17 protein-coding genes are annotated in these 16,852 nt (G+C 32.4%); 4 read left to right on the top strand and 13 right to left on the bottom strand.

From position 1 onward, the window contains the following. Positions 1 to 22: 22 nt before the first annotated feature. The 4 genes from BP92_RS0108000 to BP92_RS0107985 form a co-directional block, all read right to left on the bottom strand. Complete coding sequence (locus tag BP92_RS0108000; RefSeq protein WP_026725584.1) at positions 23 to 736, bottom strand: 3'-5' exonuclease; 714 nt, start codon at positions 734 to 736, stop codon at positions 23 to 25. A 28-nt stretch (positions 737 to 764) separates the two neighbouring features. Next, positions 765 to 1,931, bottom strand: a complete 1,167-nt coding sequence (locus BP92_RS0107995) for a serine hydrolase domain-containing protein (RefSeq protein WP_026725583.1) — start codon at positions 1,929 to 1,931, stop codon at positions 765 to 767. Between the two features lie 61 nt (positions 1,932 to 1,992). Further along, the gene (locus BP92_RS0107990; protein WP_026725582.1) at positions 1,993 to 2,466 is read right to left on the bottom strand and encodes a methylated-DNA--[protein]-cysteine S-methyltransferase; all 474 of its coding nucleotides are present in this window, start codon (positions 2,464 to 2,466) and stop codon (positions 1,993 to 1,995) included. A 72-nt stretch (positions 2,467 to 2,538) separates the two neighbouring features. Next, positions 2,539 to 3,024 (bottom strand): DUF1573 domain-containing protein, encoded by a 486-nt coding sequence (locus BP92_RS0107985; RefSeq protein ID WP_026725581.1) that lies wholly within the window; start codon positions 3,022 to 3,024, stop codon positions 2,539 to 2,541. 147 nt (positions 3,025 to 3,171) lie between these two features. Between BP92_RS0107985 and BP92_RS0107980 the strand changes: the two genes are divergently transcribed. After that, positions 3,172 to 4,443 carry a sensor histidine kinase gene (locus BP92_RS0107980; protein ID WP_026725580.1) on the top strand — a complete coding sequence of 424 codons (1,272 nt, stop codon included), beginning with the start codon at positions 3,172 to 3,174 and terminating at the stop codon, positions 4,441 to 4,443. Then, a complete protein-coding gene (locus tag BP92_RS0107975) occupies positions 4,436 to 5,122 on the top strand; it encodes a response regulator transcription factor (RefSeq protein ID WP_026725579.1) in 687 nt (228 codons plus the stop codon). Before BP92_RS0107980 ends, BP92_RS0107975 begins: the two co-directional genes overlap by 8 nt. 3 nt (positions 5,123 to 5,125) lie before the next feature. Here the strand turns inward: BP92_RS0107975 and BP92_RS0107970 are convergent, their stop codons facing one another. Beyond that, positions 5,126 to 5,539 (bottom strand): c-type cytochrome, encoded by a 414-nt coding sequence (locus BP92_RS0107970; protein ID WP_026725578.1) that lies wholly within the window; start codon positions 5,537 to 5,539, stop codon positions 5,126 to 5,128. 69 nt (positions 5,540 to 5,608) lie between these two features. Next, on the bottom strand, positions 5,609 to 6,607 hold the full coding sequence (gene hemB, locus BP92_RS0107965) for a porphobilinogen synthase (RefSeq protein ID WP_026725577.1): 999 nt from the start codon (positions 6,605 to 6,607) through the stop codon (positions 5,609 to 5,611). A 103-nt stretch (positions 6,608 to 6,710) separates the two neighbouring features. On the opposite strand from hemB, the gene BP92_RS0107960 reads away from it, so the two are divergent. Beyond that, a complete protein-coding gene (locus BP92_RS0107960) occupies positions 6,711 to 7,343 on the top strand; it encodes a hypothetical protein (protein ID WP_026725576.1) in 633 nt (210 codons plus the stop codon). Positions 7,344 to 7,350: 7 nt separating this feature from the next. Continuing rightward, a complete protein-coding gene (locus BP92_RS0107955) occupies positions 7,351 to 9,255 on the top strand; it encodes a hypothetical protein (protein WP_026725575.1) in 1,905 nt (634 codons plus the stop codon). Between the two features lie 48 nt (positions 9,256 to 9,303). Here the strand turns inward: BP92_RS0107955 and hemF are convergent, their stop codons facing one another. The 7 genes from hemF to hemA form a co-directional block, all read right to left on the bottom strand. Beyond that, positions 9,304 to 10,206: an oxygen-dependent coproporphyrinogen oxidase gene (gene hemF / locus BP92_RS0107950; protein ID WP_026725574.1), complete on the bottom strand. Its 903-nt coding sequence runs from the start codon at positions 10,204 to 10,206 to the stop codon at positions 9,304 to 9,306. 63 nt (positions 10,207 to 10,269) lie between these two features. Continuing rightward, positions 10,270 to 11,295, bottom strand: coding sequence for a uroporphyrinogen decarboxylase (gene hemE / locus BP92_RS0107945; RefSeq protein ID WP_026725573.1), 1,026 nt, complete (start codon positions 11,293 to 11,295; stop codon positions 10,270 to 10,272). Between the two features lie 29 nt (positions 11,296 to 11,324). Next, a complete protein-coding gene (locus tag BP92_RS0107940; RefSeq protein ID WP_026725572.1) occupies positions 11,325 to 11,984 on the bottom strand; it encodes a uroporphyrinogen-III synthase in 660 nt (219 codons plus the stop codon). Between the two features lies 1 nt (position 11,985). Beyond that, the gene (locus BP92_RS0107935; RefSeq protein ID WP_026725571.1) at positions 11,986 to 12,693 is read right to left on the bottom strand and encodes a potassium channel family protein; all 708 of its coding nucleotides are present in this window, start codon (positions 12,691 to 12,693) and stop codon (positions 11,986 to 11,988) included. A 10-nt stretch (positions 12,694 to 12,703) separates the two neighbouring features. Next, positions 12,704 to 14,446, bottom strand: a complete 1,743-nt coding sequence (locus tag BP92_RS0107930) for a TrkH family potassium uptake protein (protein ID WP_026725570.1) — start codon at positions 14,444 to 14,446, stop codon at positions 12,704 to 12,706. A gap of 12 nt (positions 14,447 to 14,458) precedes the next feature. Then, a complete protein-coding gene (gene hemC, locus BP92_RS0107925; protein WP_150111894.1) occupies positions 14,459 to 15,379 on the bottom strand; it encodes a hydroxymethylbilane synthase in 921 nt (306 codons plus the stop codon). Then, positions 15,376 to 16,632: a glutamyl-tRNA reductase gene (gene hemA, locus BP92_RS0107920; protein WP_026725568.1), complete on the bottom strand. Its 1,257-nt coding sequence runs from the start codon at positions 16,630 to 16,632 to the stop codon at positions 15,376 to 15,378. Before hemA ends, hemC begins: the two co-directional genes overlap by 4 nt. Between the last annotated feature and the right edge of the window lie 220 nt (positions 16,633 to 16,852).

Below are 16,852 nucleotides of genomic sequence, written 5' to 3'. Positions count from 1 at the left end.
GAGCTTAATTAGCTCCCTTTTTTTATACATGAATAATTTCATCTTCCACTAACAAATCTTCTCGTCTTAATCGTAAGAAAATTTGTGCTACAGCAATTACGTCTTTTTCACAATAGGTAATGATTCGGTCAATGTCGTTTTCAACATAAAAAACGTGTGCGACTTCGCTACCGTCAATGTCATCTTTTGGTGAAGGAATTCCAAGAACTTTAGTTAATAGTTTTAAAGAAGTAAAATGTTTATAGTCTCCAAATTTCCATAATTCTAAAGTATCTAAATGAGGTACTTCCCAAGGTTTTTTACCGAATAAATTCAACTTATTAGGAAGTGCAATTCCATTAATTATCATACGTCGAGCAATAAAAGGAATATCAAATTCTTTTGCATTATGACCACACAAAACATGTTGGGCACCATTAAAATGGGTATTCAATAAATTAGAAAAATCGTTTAAAATTTTCTTTTCGTCACCCCAAAAACTAGTAACACGAAAGTTTCGAATATCGACTTTATTAACAAAGTAACCCACTGAAATGGTAATGATTTTTCCAAATTCAGCCCAAATTCCAGCGCGTTCGTAAAAATCTTCTGCTGATACTTCATCTTTTCTTTGGTATTGCGTTTTTTGTTCCCAAAGTTGTTGGGTTTCATTATCTAAACCGCGATAATTGTGGTATTCTGGAACTGTTTCAATGTCTAAAAAAAGGATGTTGTTTAAATTAATTTTTTCAATCATGAGAGTAGTAGTTGTTTAAATTAATGTGCTATTTTTTCTTATCCCTTTGTGCTAACATGTTGTAGGCTTCTTCAACATAAATATATAAATCGTTACTATGTGGGTCTGTTTTAGTTTGAAGTCCTTTCAAATGTCCTAATCTTACAATGATTAAATCATCTTCAGGAATTACAATTACAAATTGTCCTAAATGACCGCGCATGTAAAAAAGTTTCTTTCCTTTAATTTCGTGCATCCACCACCCATAGCCATATTCTGGACTTTTTTCGAAACGTGGCGTGATGCATTTTTTCACAAAAGCACTATCTAATAGTTTTTGCCCATTCCACTTTCCATTGTTTAAATATAATTTTCCTAAACGAGCAAAATCTCTTGCATTACTTGCAATACAACAATAGGCTTTTTCAATTCCGTCAGGCGCTTCATCTAATTGCCAAAGTGCTTCGTTTTCGGCTCCCATAGGTTGCCAAAAATGTTTCGATACATAATCTGATAAATGTTCGCCAGTAGCTTTTTCAATACACATAGCTAATAGTTGTGTAGCACCACTTAAATATTTGAAAGATTGTCCTGGTTTTTCTTTGATGTCTAATCCTAGAATCATATCCTTCAAATTGTCATCAAAATAAGCACGAGTTACAATAGAAAACGGACTGTAATATTTCTCATCCCAACTTAGTCCAGAAGCCATAGAAGATAAATCGCCGATAGTAACTTCTTTGGCATATTTTCCTTTTAGTTCAGGAAAAAAGTCGGTTACTTTTTGATCTAAACTTTTCATTTTTCCTTCCATGATAGCTTTTCCCATAGCCATAGTAACAACACTTTTTGCCATGGAAAAAGAATTGGTTTTAGAATTTTTATCAAATCCATCGAAATAACTTTCGTGCCAAATACTATCATTTTTAATGATTAAATAAGCAACAGTTTGTAATTCTTTATGGTTTTTCGATAAGACTTCGGTGGCAGGAATAGAATTGTAATCGGTGGCTATTGCCCAAGGTTGTGCGATTCCTTTCTTAATTTCTCTATTAGGAAATTCTTTATAGTCTTCTAGAAAAGCTGTTGTGTAACCTTTAAAATAAATGGTTCTTACAGCTCGTAAAAGATAATCTACGTTAAAAATATACATTAAAACGATGATGCTTACTAAAATAATAGCAAACCATTTGAAGAATTTTATAAGAAATTTCATGAGCTAATTTTATAAGATTGCGTTATAAAAGTAGCAAAAAGTGATTGGATTTTACAACAAACTAAAACAAAGTTTCTTGTTTTACAGGATTTTCATGTTCAAGCAACCATTTTTTGCGCCACAAACCACCTGCATAACCTGTTAATGAGCCATCAGTACCAATAACTCTATGACAAGGAACCACAATCCAAAGTGGATTCTTTCCATTGGCAGAAGCAACTGCGCGAATTGCTTTTACATCACCTAATTTTTTTGATAATTCTAAATAGGAACAGGTTTTTCCGAAGGGAATATGAAGTAATTCATTCCAAACTTTTTTTTGAAAGTCGGTTCCACTTGGGTTAAGTGGAAAAGTAAAAGTTGTTCTTTTTCCATCAAAATAGTCTTGAAGTTGTAAAACAGCCTCTTTTAATTCTTTTGGAATTTTAGTTGAAATTTCAACATCTTCATTCATAACATGAATTTTTGAAATTCCATTTTCATCTCCTTGAATTTCTGTGAAGCCGAGAGGTGTATTTATAAAGACTGTTTTCATTTAGTAAAAATAAAAAAAAACCACCTATAAAAGGTGGTTTAATAAGATGTAAAAGCTGAATTAATAATATTATTAAGATTTAATCTCTTCTTTTTTGTCAGTAGCTGGCTCTAATACTTTTCCTTTAAAAGATAAAGTTTTTACAGCTTCAACTCCGTTTTCAGTTGTTGTAATAGTTACAGATTTTTGAAACATTCCACCGCTAGCGGCATTGAAAGTTGCAGCAACCATTCCTTTTTCTCCTGGTTTAATTGGAGTTTTTGTGTAATTTGCAGCAGTACAACCACAAGCTGGTCTTACATTTGTAATTAAGATAGTTTCTTTTGTAGTATTTGTAAAAGAAAATTCATAAGTAACTGGTTTTCCTTTTTCAATATCTCCAAAATCATGCATTTCTTGATCCCATTTAATGTTCGATTGTTTAGGAGTTACAGGAGCTTTAACTTCTGTAGGAGCTACTTGCATCGCTTTAGCATTTTCTACTTTAACTTCTTTAGTTTGCGCAAATGATGCACTAGCTATAAATAAAGCTACGATTGATAATTTAATTGATTTCATACGGTATAATTTTTTTAGTTATTTTAAATTTGTTGGTACAAAACTAAAAAAGTTTTATTTTTCTGTTGTTAATTAAATTTTAATGATTGTTAATGACATGTTAACAGGTGTTTTTAAAACCACTTTTTTCGTAATATCGAACTCATTATGAAGTTTAACAGATTTAATACCGTAATTTTTGCTGGGTTTTTAGCAATTGTAGGAGTAATTATCATGCAGTTGTTTTTACTCAATCAAGCCTATATTTTTGAGAAAAAAGATGTAGAAGATAAAATCCATTTTGCCTTGCAAGATGTGGTAAATAAAATTTATAAAGACAATAAAAAAGAACTTCCGATAGGAAATCAAATAAAAAAAGTTTCCGAAAATTACTTTATTGTAAATGTAAATGATGTTTTTGAAAATACCATATTAGAACAATATTTAAAAAATGAGTTCGAAAAGGTAAAGTTAGAATTAGACTACGAATATGCCATATATGATTGTAGTTCTGATGCTATGGTGTATGGAAATTACATTTCGGCTAATGGAAAAGAGCCTTCTAAATTTTGTGCCGATTGTTTCTCAAAAAATAGCGATTTAACCTATTACTTTGCGGTTCGTTTTCCAAATATTAAACAAACTTATTTTAAAAGTTTGTCACAATATTGGATTTTTACTGGAGTTTTATTTTTCGTTCTGATTATTTATGTGTATTCGGTTTTATTAATGCTAAAGCAAAAAAGATATACTGATTTACAAAAAGATTTCATCAATAATATGACGCATGAATTTAAAACACCATTGGCTTCTATCTTGATTGCTTCCAATTATGCTAATACTCAAAGAGAAATTATTGATAATCCAAAGCTTTCAAAATACATTCAAATTATTATCAACCAAAGTAATAAATTGAACCAGCACATTGAGAAAATTCTATATGTAGCGAAGACCGAAAGCAAGCAAATCGAATTAGAAAAATCGAAAGTTGATTTGAAAGTATTGTTGGAATTAGTTCGAGAAAACATCTTCTTAAAACATCAGAAAGAAATCAATATAGACATTCAATTAGAGCGAAATTATATCGTTCAGGCAGATGAATTTCATTTTTATAATGTGATTTACAATATCATGGATAATGCGGTGAAATATTCACCTCAAACACCACAAATAACCATTCAATCAAAAGAAAGTTCAAAAGGATTAGCTTTAAAATTTACCGATAATGGTTGCGGAATTCCAGAAAGTGATTTACCATTTGTGTTTGATAAATTCTATCGTGTAGCAAGAGAAGACAGCAAAGATATTGAAGGTTTTGGAATTGGCCTTTCATATGTAAAACGCGTTTGCGAATGGCATAAATGGAAAGTTGAAGCTAAAAATAATGAAGAAAAAGGAATCACTATAACCATCCAAATAAACAAAAACGATTATGAGTAAAAAGCGCATTTTGTATGTTGAAGACGACGAAACCTTAGCGTTTTTAACTTCCGATAATTTAGAGCAACATTTTGATGTAACGCATTGCGCCAATGGAAAAGAAGCTTTTCAATTGTTTTGCAAAGAGTCTTTCGATTTGTGTGTTTTGGATATTATGTTGCCCGATATGGATGGATTTGAAATTGCAACTGAAATCAGAAAACGAAATCAGGAAATTCCAATTATTTTTCTTTCGGCAAAAACCATGAAAGATGACCGAATTAAGGGTTTGAAATTGGGAGCCGATGATTATTTAGTAAAACCATATTCGATCGAAGAATTGATTTTAAAAATCGAAATTTTCTTAAACCGAAGCCAAAAGTCGACCGATAATTCAACACAAAAACAATATACATTTGGAAGTTTTCAATTTGAACCCGAGAATTATTTATTAAAGAACGAGAATCAAAGCATAACTTTAACCGAAAGAGAAGCCTCGCTTTTAAAACTGTTTTTAGACAATCCAAACACCGTTTTAAAACGTGAAAAAATCTTGATGGAATTATGGGGAAGCGATGATTATTTCCTTGGTAGAAGTTTAGATGTTTTTATTTCAAGATTGCGAAAAATCATAAAAGAAGAAACCCACGTGAGAATAGAAAACATTCCGCGCGTGGGCTTTAAATTAGTGGTTGAGTAACGGTTATTCGAAACTCATCATATATACTTCTAAGGCTTTGCGTTCTTCAGCCGTCATGGCTTTTGTAATAACAAAGTTAGCTTTCATAGTTTCGTATTGTGATGGGTCTACAATCGCTTCACTTTCTTCGTTTATAAAAGAAGCGATACTTGCTCCTTTTTCCTTGTAAATTTTGGCGATATCTTTTATGGCTGGTCCAATTACTTTTGTGTCAGCTTTGTGGCAAGCGGTACAAGTTCCTTTTCCTTCAAAAAGTTCTTGTCCTTTTGCTAGTAATGGGTCAACTGTGGGTTCTGCTGCTACTTCTGATTTTTCTTGAACAGGATTTCCGTAGGCATCCGTTTCCTTTTTTTCACCACAATTCGTTAAGGAAATGGCTAATGTGAAAACAGCAAATGATTTTAATATAAGTTTCATTTTGATATAATTTAGAAATATCGATAAAATTACAACATCGATTTCACTTAGTTTGTGACATTTGTCACATTACTTTTTATTTAATAAAATAGCAGCCTCTTTAGCAAAATAGGTTGAAATCAAACTTGCACCCGCTCTTTTGATACACATTAATTGTTCCATCATAATTTTGTCATGATCTAACCAACCTCTTTCCGAAGCCGCTTTAATCATTGCATATTCGCCCGAAACATGGAAAACCGTTACCGGAACATCCACTGCATTTTTAACTTCACGAACGATATCTAAATAAGCGATTCCAGGTTTTACCATGACCATATCGGCACCTTCTTCTACATCCCAAAGGGCTTCTTTAACCGCTTCGATGCGATTCGCATAATCCATTTGGTAGGTTTTTTTGTCTTTTGGAACTTCTACATCAGCATCTTTTGGAGCCGAATCCAAAGCATCACGAAACGGACCATAGAACGCAGAAGCATATTTAGCCGAATAACTCATGATTCCCACATTGTGAAATCCCGCAGCATCTAAACCTTGACGTAAGCGTAAAACACGACCATCCATCATATCGCTTGGTGCTACAAAATCGGCACCAGCTTGTGCATGTGAAACCGCCATTTTCACTAAAGCATCATTGGTGGCATCATTTGCTATATCACCTTTTTCAATAATTCCATCGTGACCATAAATCGAATACGGGTCTAAAGCCACATCAGGCATTACAATCATTTCTGGACAAGCGGCTTTTATGGCACGAATGGCTCTTTGCATCAAACCATTATCGTTCCAAGCTTCTTTTCCAGTATTGTCTTTTAAATCATCACTAACTTTAACATAGATGTTTACGGCACGAATTCCTAAAGCAAATAATTCTTTTACTTCTTCCACCGTTAAATCTAATGTTCGACGGAAAATTCCTGGCATAGAAGGGATTTCTACTTTAGTATTTTCACCTTCCATGATAAACATCGGAAACATAAAATCAGCCGGACTCAAGCTGGTTTCGCGAACTAAACTTCTTATAGATTCGTTTACTCTTAAACGACGACCTCTGTGTATTGGAAACATAATTTGTTGTTCAAAAAATTAGAGCGTAAAGTTACTAATTTTTAACCGATTTCTTTCTTTTGGAAACTATGTAAATCCGTAAAAATATTCTTAATTTTGTAGCATGAAGAAGCTAATTATTCTTTGCATTTGTTTGCTACTAACCAGTTGTTTTGAAATAACTGAAAAAATCAAGCATAATAATGACCAAAGTGGTGATTATAGTTTGGTAGTGGATTTTTCGAGTTCATGGTTCAAAACCAAGTCGGCTATAATGTTAGAAGAAGTTGATGGAGTTAGTATTCCAAATGAAGAAGACATCAAATCAAAGTTAGCACAATTTAGAACAGAAGCTTCAAAAATTAAAGGGGTTTCTAAAATTTCTACTTCGTATGATTTTAATACTTACATTTTCAAAATCAATTTTTCATACAATTCTTTAGAAACCTTGAATGCGGTTTTAAATGTAATGGATAAAAAAAATAATTTGGTTCATTTTAAAAACAATAATGGAAAATTTGAGCGAATTGCTTCCTATCCGTTACCAAAAAATTTAATCAAGAACGAAGATAAAAAAGAAGATTTACTAAAGGCAAATATCATAGCGGTTTATACTTTTGATAAAGATGTGGCAACGGTTCAAAATGCAAACAGTAAACTTTCAAAATCTAAAAAAACAGTGTTTTTAAAACAGAATATATGGAATGTTTTAAACAACAATAAACTGATGAACAATTCCATAAGTTTCAATCCTTAATTCAATTATGAAAAAGATTTTTTATTTCTTATTCCTATTTCCCGTTATCGTATTTGGCCAAAGCAAACAGGAAAACTATGATTATTTTGTGCAATTCAACACATCTCAATTTGCTAAAAAAGTAGATATGGATAGCTTGTTTAATCACAAGGTTTTTAAAAGTGTAAACGAAGCTAATTCCGATTTTAAATTAAACGATTTTATTTCGTTCATCGATAAAACAAAATCGGTTACGATTCATGGAAATTTTACGGATAGTATTGCTTATTATCAAATGACATTTCCACTAAAAGATGCTAAAGGTTGGAATACTTTCATCCAAAACAAGGTAAATAAAAACAATTTAAACACAGCAGATTCCATTAAAGAAGTTATTAAGAAACACGATAAATGGGCTCTTTATTCACCTAAAAACGATGATTTTACTCTGGCATGGAATGATGGTAATTTAATCATTTATGAAATTATTGAAACTAGAAATAACTTTGCTTATACTGACTTTTCTGATGCTACGATAGCCGTAGATACTGCCGCTGTGGTTGTAGATGAAGAATATTATGATGATGCTCCAGTTGAGGTTGTAGAAGAAGTTCCCACTAAAGTTATTTTAGATAAAAGAATTGAAGTTGGAGAAGGTGCTCCAATAGAAGAATTAGTTGATAAAAGAGCTGGAGCTGAAGAAGACGTTACTGAAGAGGAAGACATTGAAGAAGCGGATTTTAATGATGAAGAGTATAAAAAATGGATAGCTTCTTTTGAAAAAGAACAAGCACAAGAGCGAATCCAAAAGCATGAAAAACAAGAGGAACAAATTGCACTTTTATTTGAAAATGGATTTGTAACACCTGTGTCTTCAAAGATAAATACAAAGGCCGACATTGCTTGTTGGATTAATTATGAAGCTGTTTATGGCAGAATGAGTTCGTTTTATTATTTGTTAGGTTCTATCAATTCAAATAGAGAAGTAAACAATTCTAAGAATGCTATTAAAGGAATGAATGTTGATTTCTATTTTGAGAATAATAAAGCCCGAATGGAGCAAAAAGTAGAATATTCAGAATCTCTTGCCAATGTGATGCAAAAAGTAGTTGCGAGAAAACCGAATAAAAATATTTTTAATTACTTCCCAAAACAAGAGCCTTTAGCTTATTTTTCATATCATTCGAGTACCGAAGAATTGCTTAAAAATTATCCAGAAATCATGGAGCAAATTTTAGGTAATATACCAATTGACAAAAAAGATACAGAAATCTTAACCGATTTAATTTCAACTATTGTTGATGAAGAAGCTACTGCAACGCTTTTTGATGGTGACATTTCAATGTTTTTACATGCTATGGAAACGTATGAAAGTACTTTTATGTCGAGAACGTATGATGAAGATTACGAAGAAGTTGAAGAAGAAAAGACCATTACCAAAACTCGACCAATTTTTACTATGATTATGACATCTACTCATCCAACAATGGGAGATAAATTGTTGAATTTAGGTGTTAGAAAAAATCTTTTACAAAAAGTAGATGACTATTATTTGGTAAATCAATCAGAAGAACTAGGGGATTTCATGATTATTAAGAGAGGAGATGTAATGGTATTTACTAATGGTTTGGATTATTTAAATAATGGATCAAAATCAGATTTCACTAAAAAAGTGAAGAAAGATTTATCGAAGAATTATTTTTACGGAAATTTTGAAATACAACGTTTCTTCAAATCCTATTTGTTAAATCAAGATTTAGGAAGTGATACAGCTAAAATGGTACGTTTAGGAAATCAGTTTAAAAACATGGAGTTTAAAGCTTCAAATAAGTTAAACAATCACATTATGAAATTAGAAATGGATATTAATTCAAATTTTTCAAATGAAAACATTGTGCTTCAAATGTTAGATTTAATCGATTTCTTGGATTAATTTAATCATATAAATAAAAAACTCCGCTATAAAAATAGCGGAGTTTTTTTATACCCAATCGATTGGTTTTGCTAATATTTTCAATAATTTTTCTTCTTCACTTCCTGGTTCAGGATGATGGTCGTACACCCATTGCACATGTGGAGGTAAACTCATCAAAATACTTTCGATTCTTCCATTGGTTTTTAGTCCGAATAAAGTTCCTTTATCGTGAACTAAATTGAATTCTACATAACGACCACGACGAATTTCTTGCCAAGTGCGGTGTGCATCTGTATATGGTAAATCTTTTCTTTTTTCAACAATTGGAACATACGCTTGTAAGAAAGAATTCCCAACCTCAGTTACGAAATTGTACCAATCTTCCATCGACATTTGCTCGGTTGCTTTTAAATAATCGAAAAACAAACCACCGATTCCTCTTGCTTCATTGCGATGTGCATTCCAAAAATACTCGTCACATTTCTTTTTATAGTTGGGATAAAATTCAGGGTTATGTTTGTCGCAAGCGTTTTTACAGGTTTGATGAAAATGTTTGGCATCTTCTTCAAATAAATAATACGGTGTTAAATCTTGTCCTCCACCAAACCATTGGTTGATGATGTTTCCGTTTTCATCGTACATTTCGAAATAACGCCAATTGGCATGAACCGTTGGCACCATCGGATTTTTCGGATGAATTACTAAACTCAATCCGCAAGCGAAAAAATCGGCTTCTCCTACACCGAACATTTTTTGCATGGTATCAGGTAATTTTCCATGAACGGCTGAGATATTCACACCGCCTTTTTCAAAAACGTTTCCGTTTTCAATAACACGTGTGCGACCGCCACCGCCTTCTGGTCGTTCCCATAAATCTTCTCGAAATTTGGTGCCGCCATCGATGTCCTCTAATCCTTTACAGATTTGATCTTGTAGAGTTTGTATGTAGGTGTAGAATTTATTTTTCATATTGATCAGTTTTCAGTCGCAGTTTTCAGTCGCAGTTCTTTTGTAAACTGAGACTAAGACTGTCTACTTTTGATACTCTTTCACAGCCTCAACAAAAGCTTTAGCGTGATCTACCGGAATGTTTGGTAAAATACCGTGACCTAAGTTTACAATGTATTTGTCTTTTCCGAATTCGTCAATCATTTCGTGAACCATTTTTTTGATGGTTGGGATTGGAGATAACAAACGACTTGGGTCGAAATTCCCTTGTAACGTGATGTTACCACCGGTTAAATAGCGTGCGTTTCTAGGTGAACAAGTCCAATCTACTCCTAAAGCAGATGCTTTTGATTTTGACATTTCGTTTAAAGCGAACCAACATCCTTTTCCAAAAACGATTACTTCTGTTTCTTCGGCTAACGCTTCTACGATTTGGTTGATGTATTGCCATGAAAATTCTTGATAATCTACCGGAGAAAGCATTCCTCCCCATGAATCAAAAATTTGAATCGCATTACAACCTGCTTTTACTTTTTCTTTTAAGTATAAAATCGTAGTATCAGTAATTTTTTGTAATAATAGGTGAGCTGCAACTGGATTTGAAAAACAAAATCCTTTTGCTGTATCAAAACTTTTAGAACCTTTTCCTTCTACAGCATAACAGAAAATCGTCCATGGTGAACCTGCGAAACCAATTAAAGGTACTTCGTCGTTCAACATTTCTTTGGTTAATTTTACTGCATCCATCACGTAACCTAAAGTTTCGTGAATGTTTGGAACAAAAACCTGATTTACTTGCTCCATTGTGCGAATCGGATTTGGAATTATCGGACCTAAATTGTCTTTTAATTCAACGTGAATTCCCATTGCTCTCGGCACTACTAAAATATCTGAGAATAAAATCGCAGCATCTGGTTTTACAATACGAATAGGTTGTACGGTAATTTCAGCAGCTAATTCTGGAGTTTCGCATCGGGTGAAAAAATCATATTTATCGCGTAAAGCTCTAAATTCTGGTAAATATCTTCCGGCTTGACGCATCATCCATACTGGTGGACGTTCAACAGTTTCTCCTTTTAATGCTCGTAAAAATAAGTCGTTCTTAATCATTTTTTATACTTTATGCTTTAAGCAATTGGCTATAAGCGTTTATAATATTTTATTACTTCGGTAATTACATTTTCAACGGTGGGTTGCGATGCAATTATTATGTTGTTTGTTTTGTTTTCTAATGCTTTTGCTGTGGTGGTTCCAATGCAAAAACAGGTTTTGTTTTCTAATGAATTCTTTTCTGAAAAGCTGTTGACTCCAGACGGACTATAAAACAAAACACCATCAAATGGTTCTTTGATTTGGTGTCGTTTCAGCTTGGTTTCATATACGACAATTTCGTTATATGCGATTTTATTTTGCTGAAAAAAATCGGGAATCGTATTTCTTCTGATATTTCCACAAAAGAAAGTAAACGAATTAGTTTTATATTTTGATTCAATTATTTGAATTAATTCTTCCGCATAATCGGCACTTTCAATAACGGTGAATCCTTTCTTTTCAAGGAAACTTCGGGTTTTACTTCCCACACACAAACACGAAATGGAATGAACGTTTTTTATTTTCGATTTTAAAACACTTTTTACCGCTTCTTTACTTGTAAAAACCAAGAAGTCATTGAGTTGAGGTGTTTCAAAATCAATAGATTTAGTTTGAATGAAATTCTTTTCTACAAGTTCAATTTTAGCATCATAAAGTTTGTTTTTTAATACTTTTGAAAGTTTTTTTGTAGAGAGAATTTGGGTCATTTTAGCTTCTAATTTGGTGTTCTTCTTGTCCTAAACAATACGTTTCGATGTCTTTATTGTATCCGTAAACTACTAAAATATCGTCTTCTAATACAACAGTATCTGGAGCAGGACGACCAATCGTTTCTTTAATAATCGATTTTTTTCCGATAAGATTTCGTTTTTCTCTTTTTCGGATAATGGTTACTAAAGTCAAACGATATTTATCAATAGAATCTAATTCGGCTAATGTTTTTCCAAAAAATTCTGATTTTGCTTTTACTTCAGAAATGGTATAATTATCATCTAATTGGTAATTTTCTAAAGTCGATTTAAAGTTGATTTGCTTGGTTAATCGATCTGCTGATTCTTGTTCAGGGTGAATGATGCTGTAAATTCCCATCGCTTCTAAAACCGTATCGTGAATAGGAGATAAGGCGCGACTAATAATTTTTACATCGGATAATTTCTTAATAATCGCTGTTGTAATAATTGCTGCACCTTCATTTTCACCTATGGCAACGACCACTTTGTCAGCATCTTTTAAAGGCAAGGCTTCGTAAGACAGTTCGTTAGTAGAATCTAAGGCAATAGCTAGCGAAATTTTATCTTTCACTAAATTTACCTTTTCGATGTTTTTATCAACACCAATTACTTCGTTTCCAGTTTCAGTTAGACTGATAGCAAGCGACATTCCGAAGTTTCCTAAACCAAACACGATAATTTTCATTTGGACAAGATTAGTTAATTAATATATTTTCTTTTGGATATTCGTAGAATTGATGGTTCATTCTTCGTAATAATCCCACCATTAAGTTGAGCATTCCTATTCGACCTATAAACATGCAAGCAATAAGAACATATTTACTAGGCTCTGTTAAAATAGGTGTAAAATTTAGCGTCAATCCCACAGTACTATAAGCTGAAAAACATTCAAAGGCAACCGTTAATAAGGGCGTCCCTTTTGGTTCAAAAATTAATATTGCGACAATGGATATTCCAATGGTTATTAATGAAATACATAAAATAGCAAAAGCGCGAGAGGTAGATTCTGATGAAATTCTTCTTCCAAACAATTGAATTCTGCTCTTTCCGCTTGCCACGGCAAAAATATTTAGTGTTGCTAATGCAAAGGTACTTGTTTTTATACCACCGGCAGTAGATGCAGGCGAACCTCCAATCCACATTAAAAAAATGATAAACAAAAGAGAAGGAACATTCATTTGCGTGAAGTCAACCGCATTAAATCCAGCAGTTCTTGGAGTAACCGAATTGAATGATGCGGCGGTTATTTTTCCAAAAATAGTATTGTGTTCTAATAATGTGTTGTTGTATTCTGAAATAAATAAGAAAACAAAGCCACTGATTAACAAAATCAGCGTAGTGTAGATTACAATTTGCGTATTTAATGTTATGATTCTAACTTTTTTATGAACTATAGTTTTGTCGAAAAATTCAAGAACATGCGTTTTGATTTTCTGATAAAAATTAAATACGATATTGTGTCCTAACCCTCCTAAAACAATCAAAGTCATAATAATCCATTGAAGAAAATAGTCAAAGCGTATAGCCTCATCATATAATCCGGCAGACAAAATTGAAAAGCCAGCGTTACAAAAAGCTGAGATAGAGTGGAAAATTGAGAAGAAAAATTTGTTTTCTATAGTATTAATTTCCAATATAGAGGAATAGATGAAAATAGCACCTACGGCTTCAACTCCCAAGGTAAAAATTACTACGTTAAGGGCTGCTCTAAAAACATCTCTTAACCCTTCATGTGCAATAAAGTCTTTAGTATTCAATCCTTCTTTAAAAGAAGAACTCCCTCTAAAAAAGAAAGCAAAGAAAGAAGTGAAGGTTAATATTCCAATTCCGCCTAATTGAATTAAAACTAAAATTATGGATTGCCCAACGGTCGTAAAAGCGGTTGAGGTGTCTACAACTGCTAATCCAGTAACACAAACAGCACTTGTAGAAGTAAAAAGCGCATTGGTAAAAGTTATTCCGTTTGTTGTAGCACTCGGTAGCATTAATAAAAAGGCACCTGTTAAGGCTAAAATCATGAAACTTCCAACAAATACAATGGCTGGATTAAAGTAAATATCATAAATATGACGTACTAAAACTAAAAGTCGTAGTAAAAAATAAAAGATAAGCCCTCCTTCTAAAATTGGTTTTACTTTTTGAAGAATGTAATCTGATGAAAAGTTTAAATTTAGTAATGAAATTATAACACAAGTCAACATAATACCTGCTAATAATATCATGTTAGCAAGTGCTACTTTTTTATTACTCTTGTATTTATAGGTAAAAAATTTAAACGAATTAAACGCTAATAGTCCTATTGAAAGAAATATTAATCCTATAACGTGTGGCGAATTATAGTTTTCTTCGAAGTCATATCCAAAGTCAAAAACTATAAAAAGTAGTACGATGATATCAAAAAAACGATATAAATAATTGAGTAACGATTCTTTCTCCATTTTGGAATAAAATTACTTTTTTAAATCCTGGCGAATGCTTTCCATTAAAACATTTCCACCGTCGTTTAAAATTGCTTCGGCACAATTTTTTCCGAAGTTTTTATAAGAATCAAAAGTACAACTTTTTTTGATTGTGTGTTTTTCTTTTCCGTCTAAAGAAAATAAAACGCCTTCAAAATCAATTTTATCTGAAGTAAATGTGGCTAAAGCTCCAATTGGTGCCGTACAACCACCTTCAAGTGTTTTTAAGAATTCACGTTCAATGTGTGTGCAAATTTCGGTTTCGGTATGGTTTAATTTAGCTAAAGTTTCTCTACAAAAATCATCGTTTTCCATAGCAACTACAACCATTGCGCCTTGTGCAGGAGCTGGAATCATCCAACTTAAATCGATATAATTTTCAGGTTTTAAATTGATACGTTCTAATCCTGCTGCAGCAAAAATGGCTCCGTTCCAATCGCTATCATGTAGTTTTTGCATACGCGTATTTACATTTCCACGTAAATCAACCACATTGTGATTTGGATATTTATTTAGCCATTGGGCTTGTCTTCTCAAACTTCCCGTTGCAATAGTTCCTTCCGAATTTAAAAAATCTAAATTTCCTTTATGAACTAAAATATCCAACGTATTAGCACGTTCTAAAACAGCGGCTTGAACAATTCCGATAGGTAAAGCCGTTGGTACATCTTTCATAGAATGAACCGCAATATCTACCTGACCGTTTATCATGGCGATGTCTAAGGTTTTGGTAAAAATTCCTGTAATTCCTAATTCGTAAAGTGGTTTATCAAGAATAATGTCTCCTTGTGATTTTACGGCAATAATTTCAGTCTGATAGCCTAAATCATTTAATTTCTTTTGTACTGTGTGTGCTTGCCAAAGGGCTAATTCGCTGTCACGAGTTCCTATTCGGATTATTTTGCTCATTATTTTGAAACCGTTTCTAATTGGAAAATTTTCTCAATCCATTCAATACTTTCGTCCACCATAGTTTCATCATCTTTTAAATGATTAGCAAAATGATTTGTGATTTTCTGAATGATTCTTGCCGTAATCAACTCGGCTTGTTCTTCGTCAAAATTAGCTAATTTTTTACGTTGAAAATTTAATTCTCCTTCTTTAATTGTATTCAGTTTTGCTTTTAAAGCGTGTATGGTTGGGGCGAATTTACGTTGTTTGGTCCAAGCCATAAATTCGTCTTTAATTTCTTCAATGATAGCTTCGGCTGCTGGAATGTGTTTTTTTCTGTTTTCCAGAGTTTCATCCGTAATTTGCGAAAGCTCATCCATATGTACTAAAGTAACACCTTCAATATCTTTTACATTTTCGTTTACATTTTTCGGAATCGATAAATCTAAAATCAATAAAGGTTTTTTCAAATTTAAGATGGCTTTGTCAACTGTTGGGTTTTGAGCTCCAGTTGCTACTACAACTACATCCGCTTTTTGAAGTTCTATTTGTAAATCGGTGTAATCTTTTACGATAACGTCAAGTTTTTTTGCTAATTTCTCAGCCTTTTCTTTAGTTCTATTGATTAATGTGATTTGTTCGTGTTTGGTGTGTTTTACTAAGTTTTCACAAGTATTTCTTCCAATTTTTCCTGTGCCAAAAAGTAAAATATTTTTAGAAGCAATGTCTTCTATATTTTTAAAAATGTATTGTACCGAAGCAAATGACACAGAAGTTGCGCCTGAAGAAATTTCGGTTTCGTTTTTGATTTTTCTACTCGCCTGAATTACCGCATTGACTAATCTTTCTAAAAAAGCATTTACTAAGTTTAATTCTTTACTTTTTACGAAAGCATTTTTTAGTTGACTTATAATCTCAAAATCACCTAAGATTTGACTGTCTAAACCTGTTCCAACTCGAAACATGTGATTAATAGCTTCACTATTTTTGTATACAAAAGCTACTTTTTGAAAATCTTCAACCGTTCCTTGACTGTTTTCACACAATAGTTTGATTAATTGAAAAGGGTGTTGAGCAAAACCATAAATTTCAGTTCTGTTACAGGTAGAGGTTACAATTAAACTATCAATACCTTCTGCTTTGGCTTGATGTAATAAATTAGTCTTGGATTGTTCGTCTAAACTAAATTTCCCTCTCATTTCAGCATCCGCTTTCTTGTAACTCAAACCCACGGCATAGAATGTTGGATGCTTTGCAAATGTATTGTTTTCCATATGATCTACTCTTTCCTAAAAGTTTAACAAAATTATATTTTCCAATTTTATAAAAACAACGCTTGAAGTACTTTTTATGTCGCTCAAAGATATTTCAAAGACAATTCTATCTTTTTTGCATTATTTCATTAAATTTGTACTATATTCAAGTGTTAACAAGTGGTTTATGTAGAATAATTCTAAATAACAAACACTATATTAACTTGATTCATATACGAAA

The sequence above is a fragment of the Flavobacterium sasangense DSM 21067 genome, from assembly GCF_000686885.1.
Taxonomy (GTDB): domain Bacteria; phylum Bacteroidota; class Bacteroidia; order Flavobacteriales; family Flavobacteriaceae; genus Flavobacterium; species Flavobacterium sasangense.
This window is presented reverse-complemented; position numbering and strand designations above follow the sequence as displayed.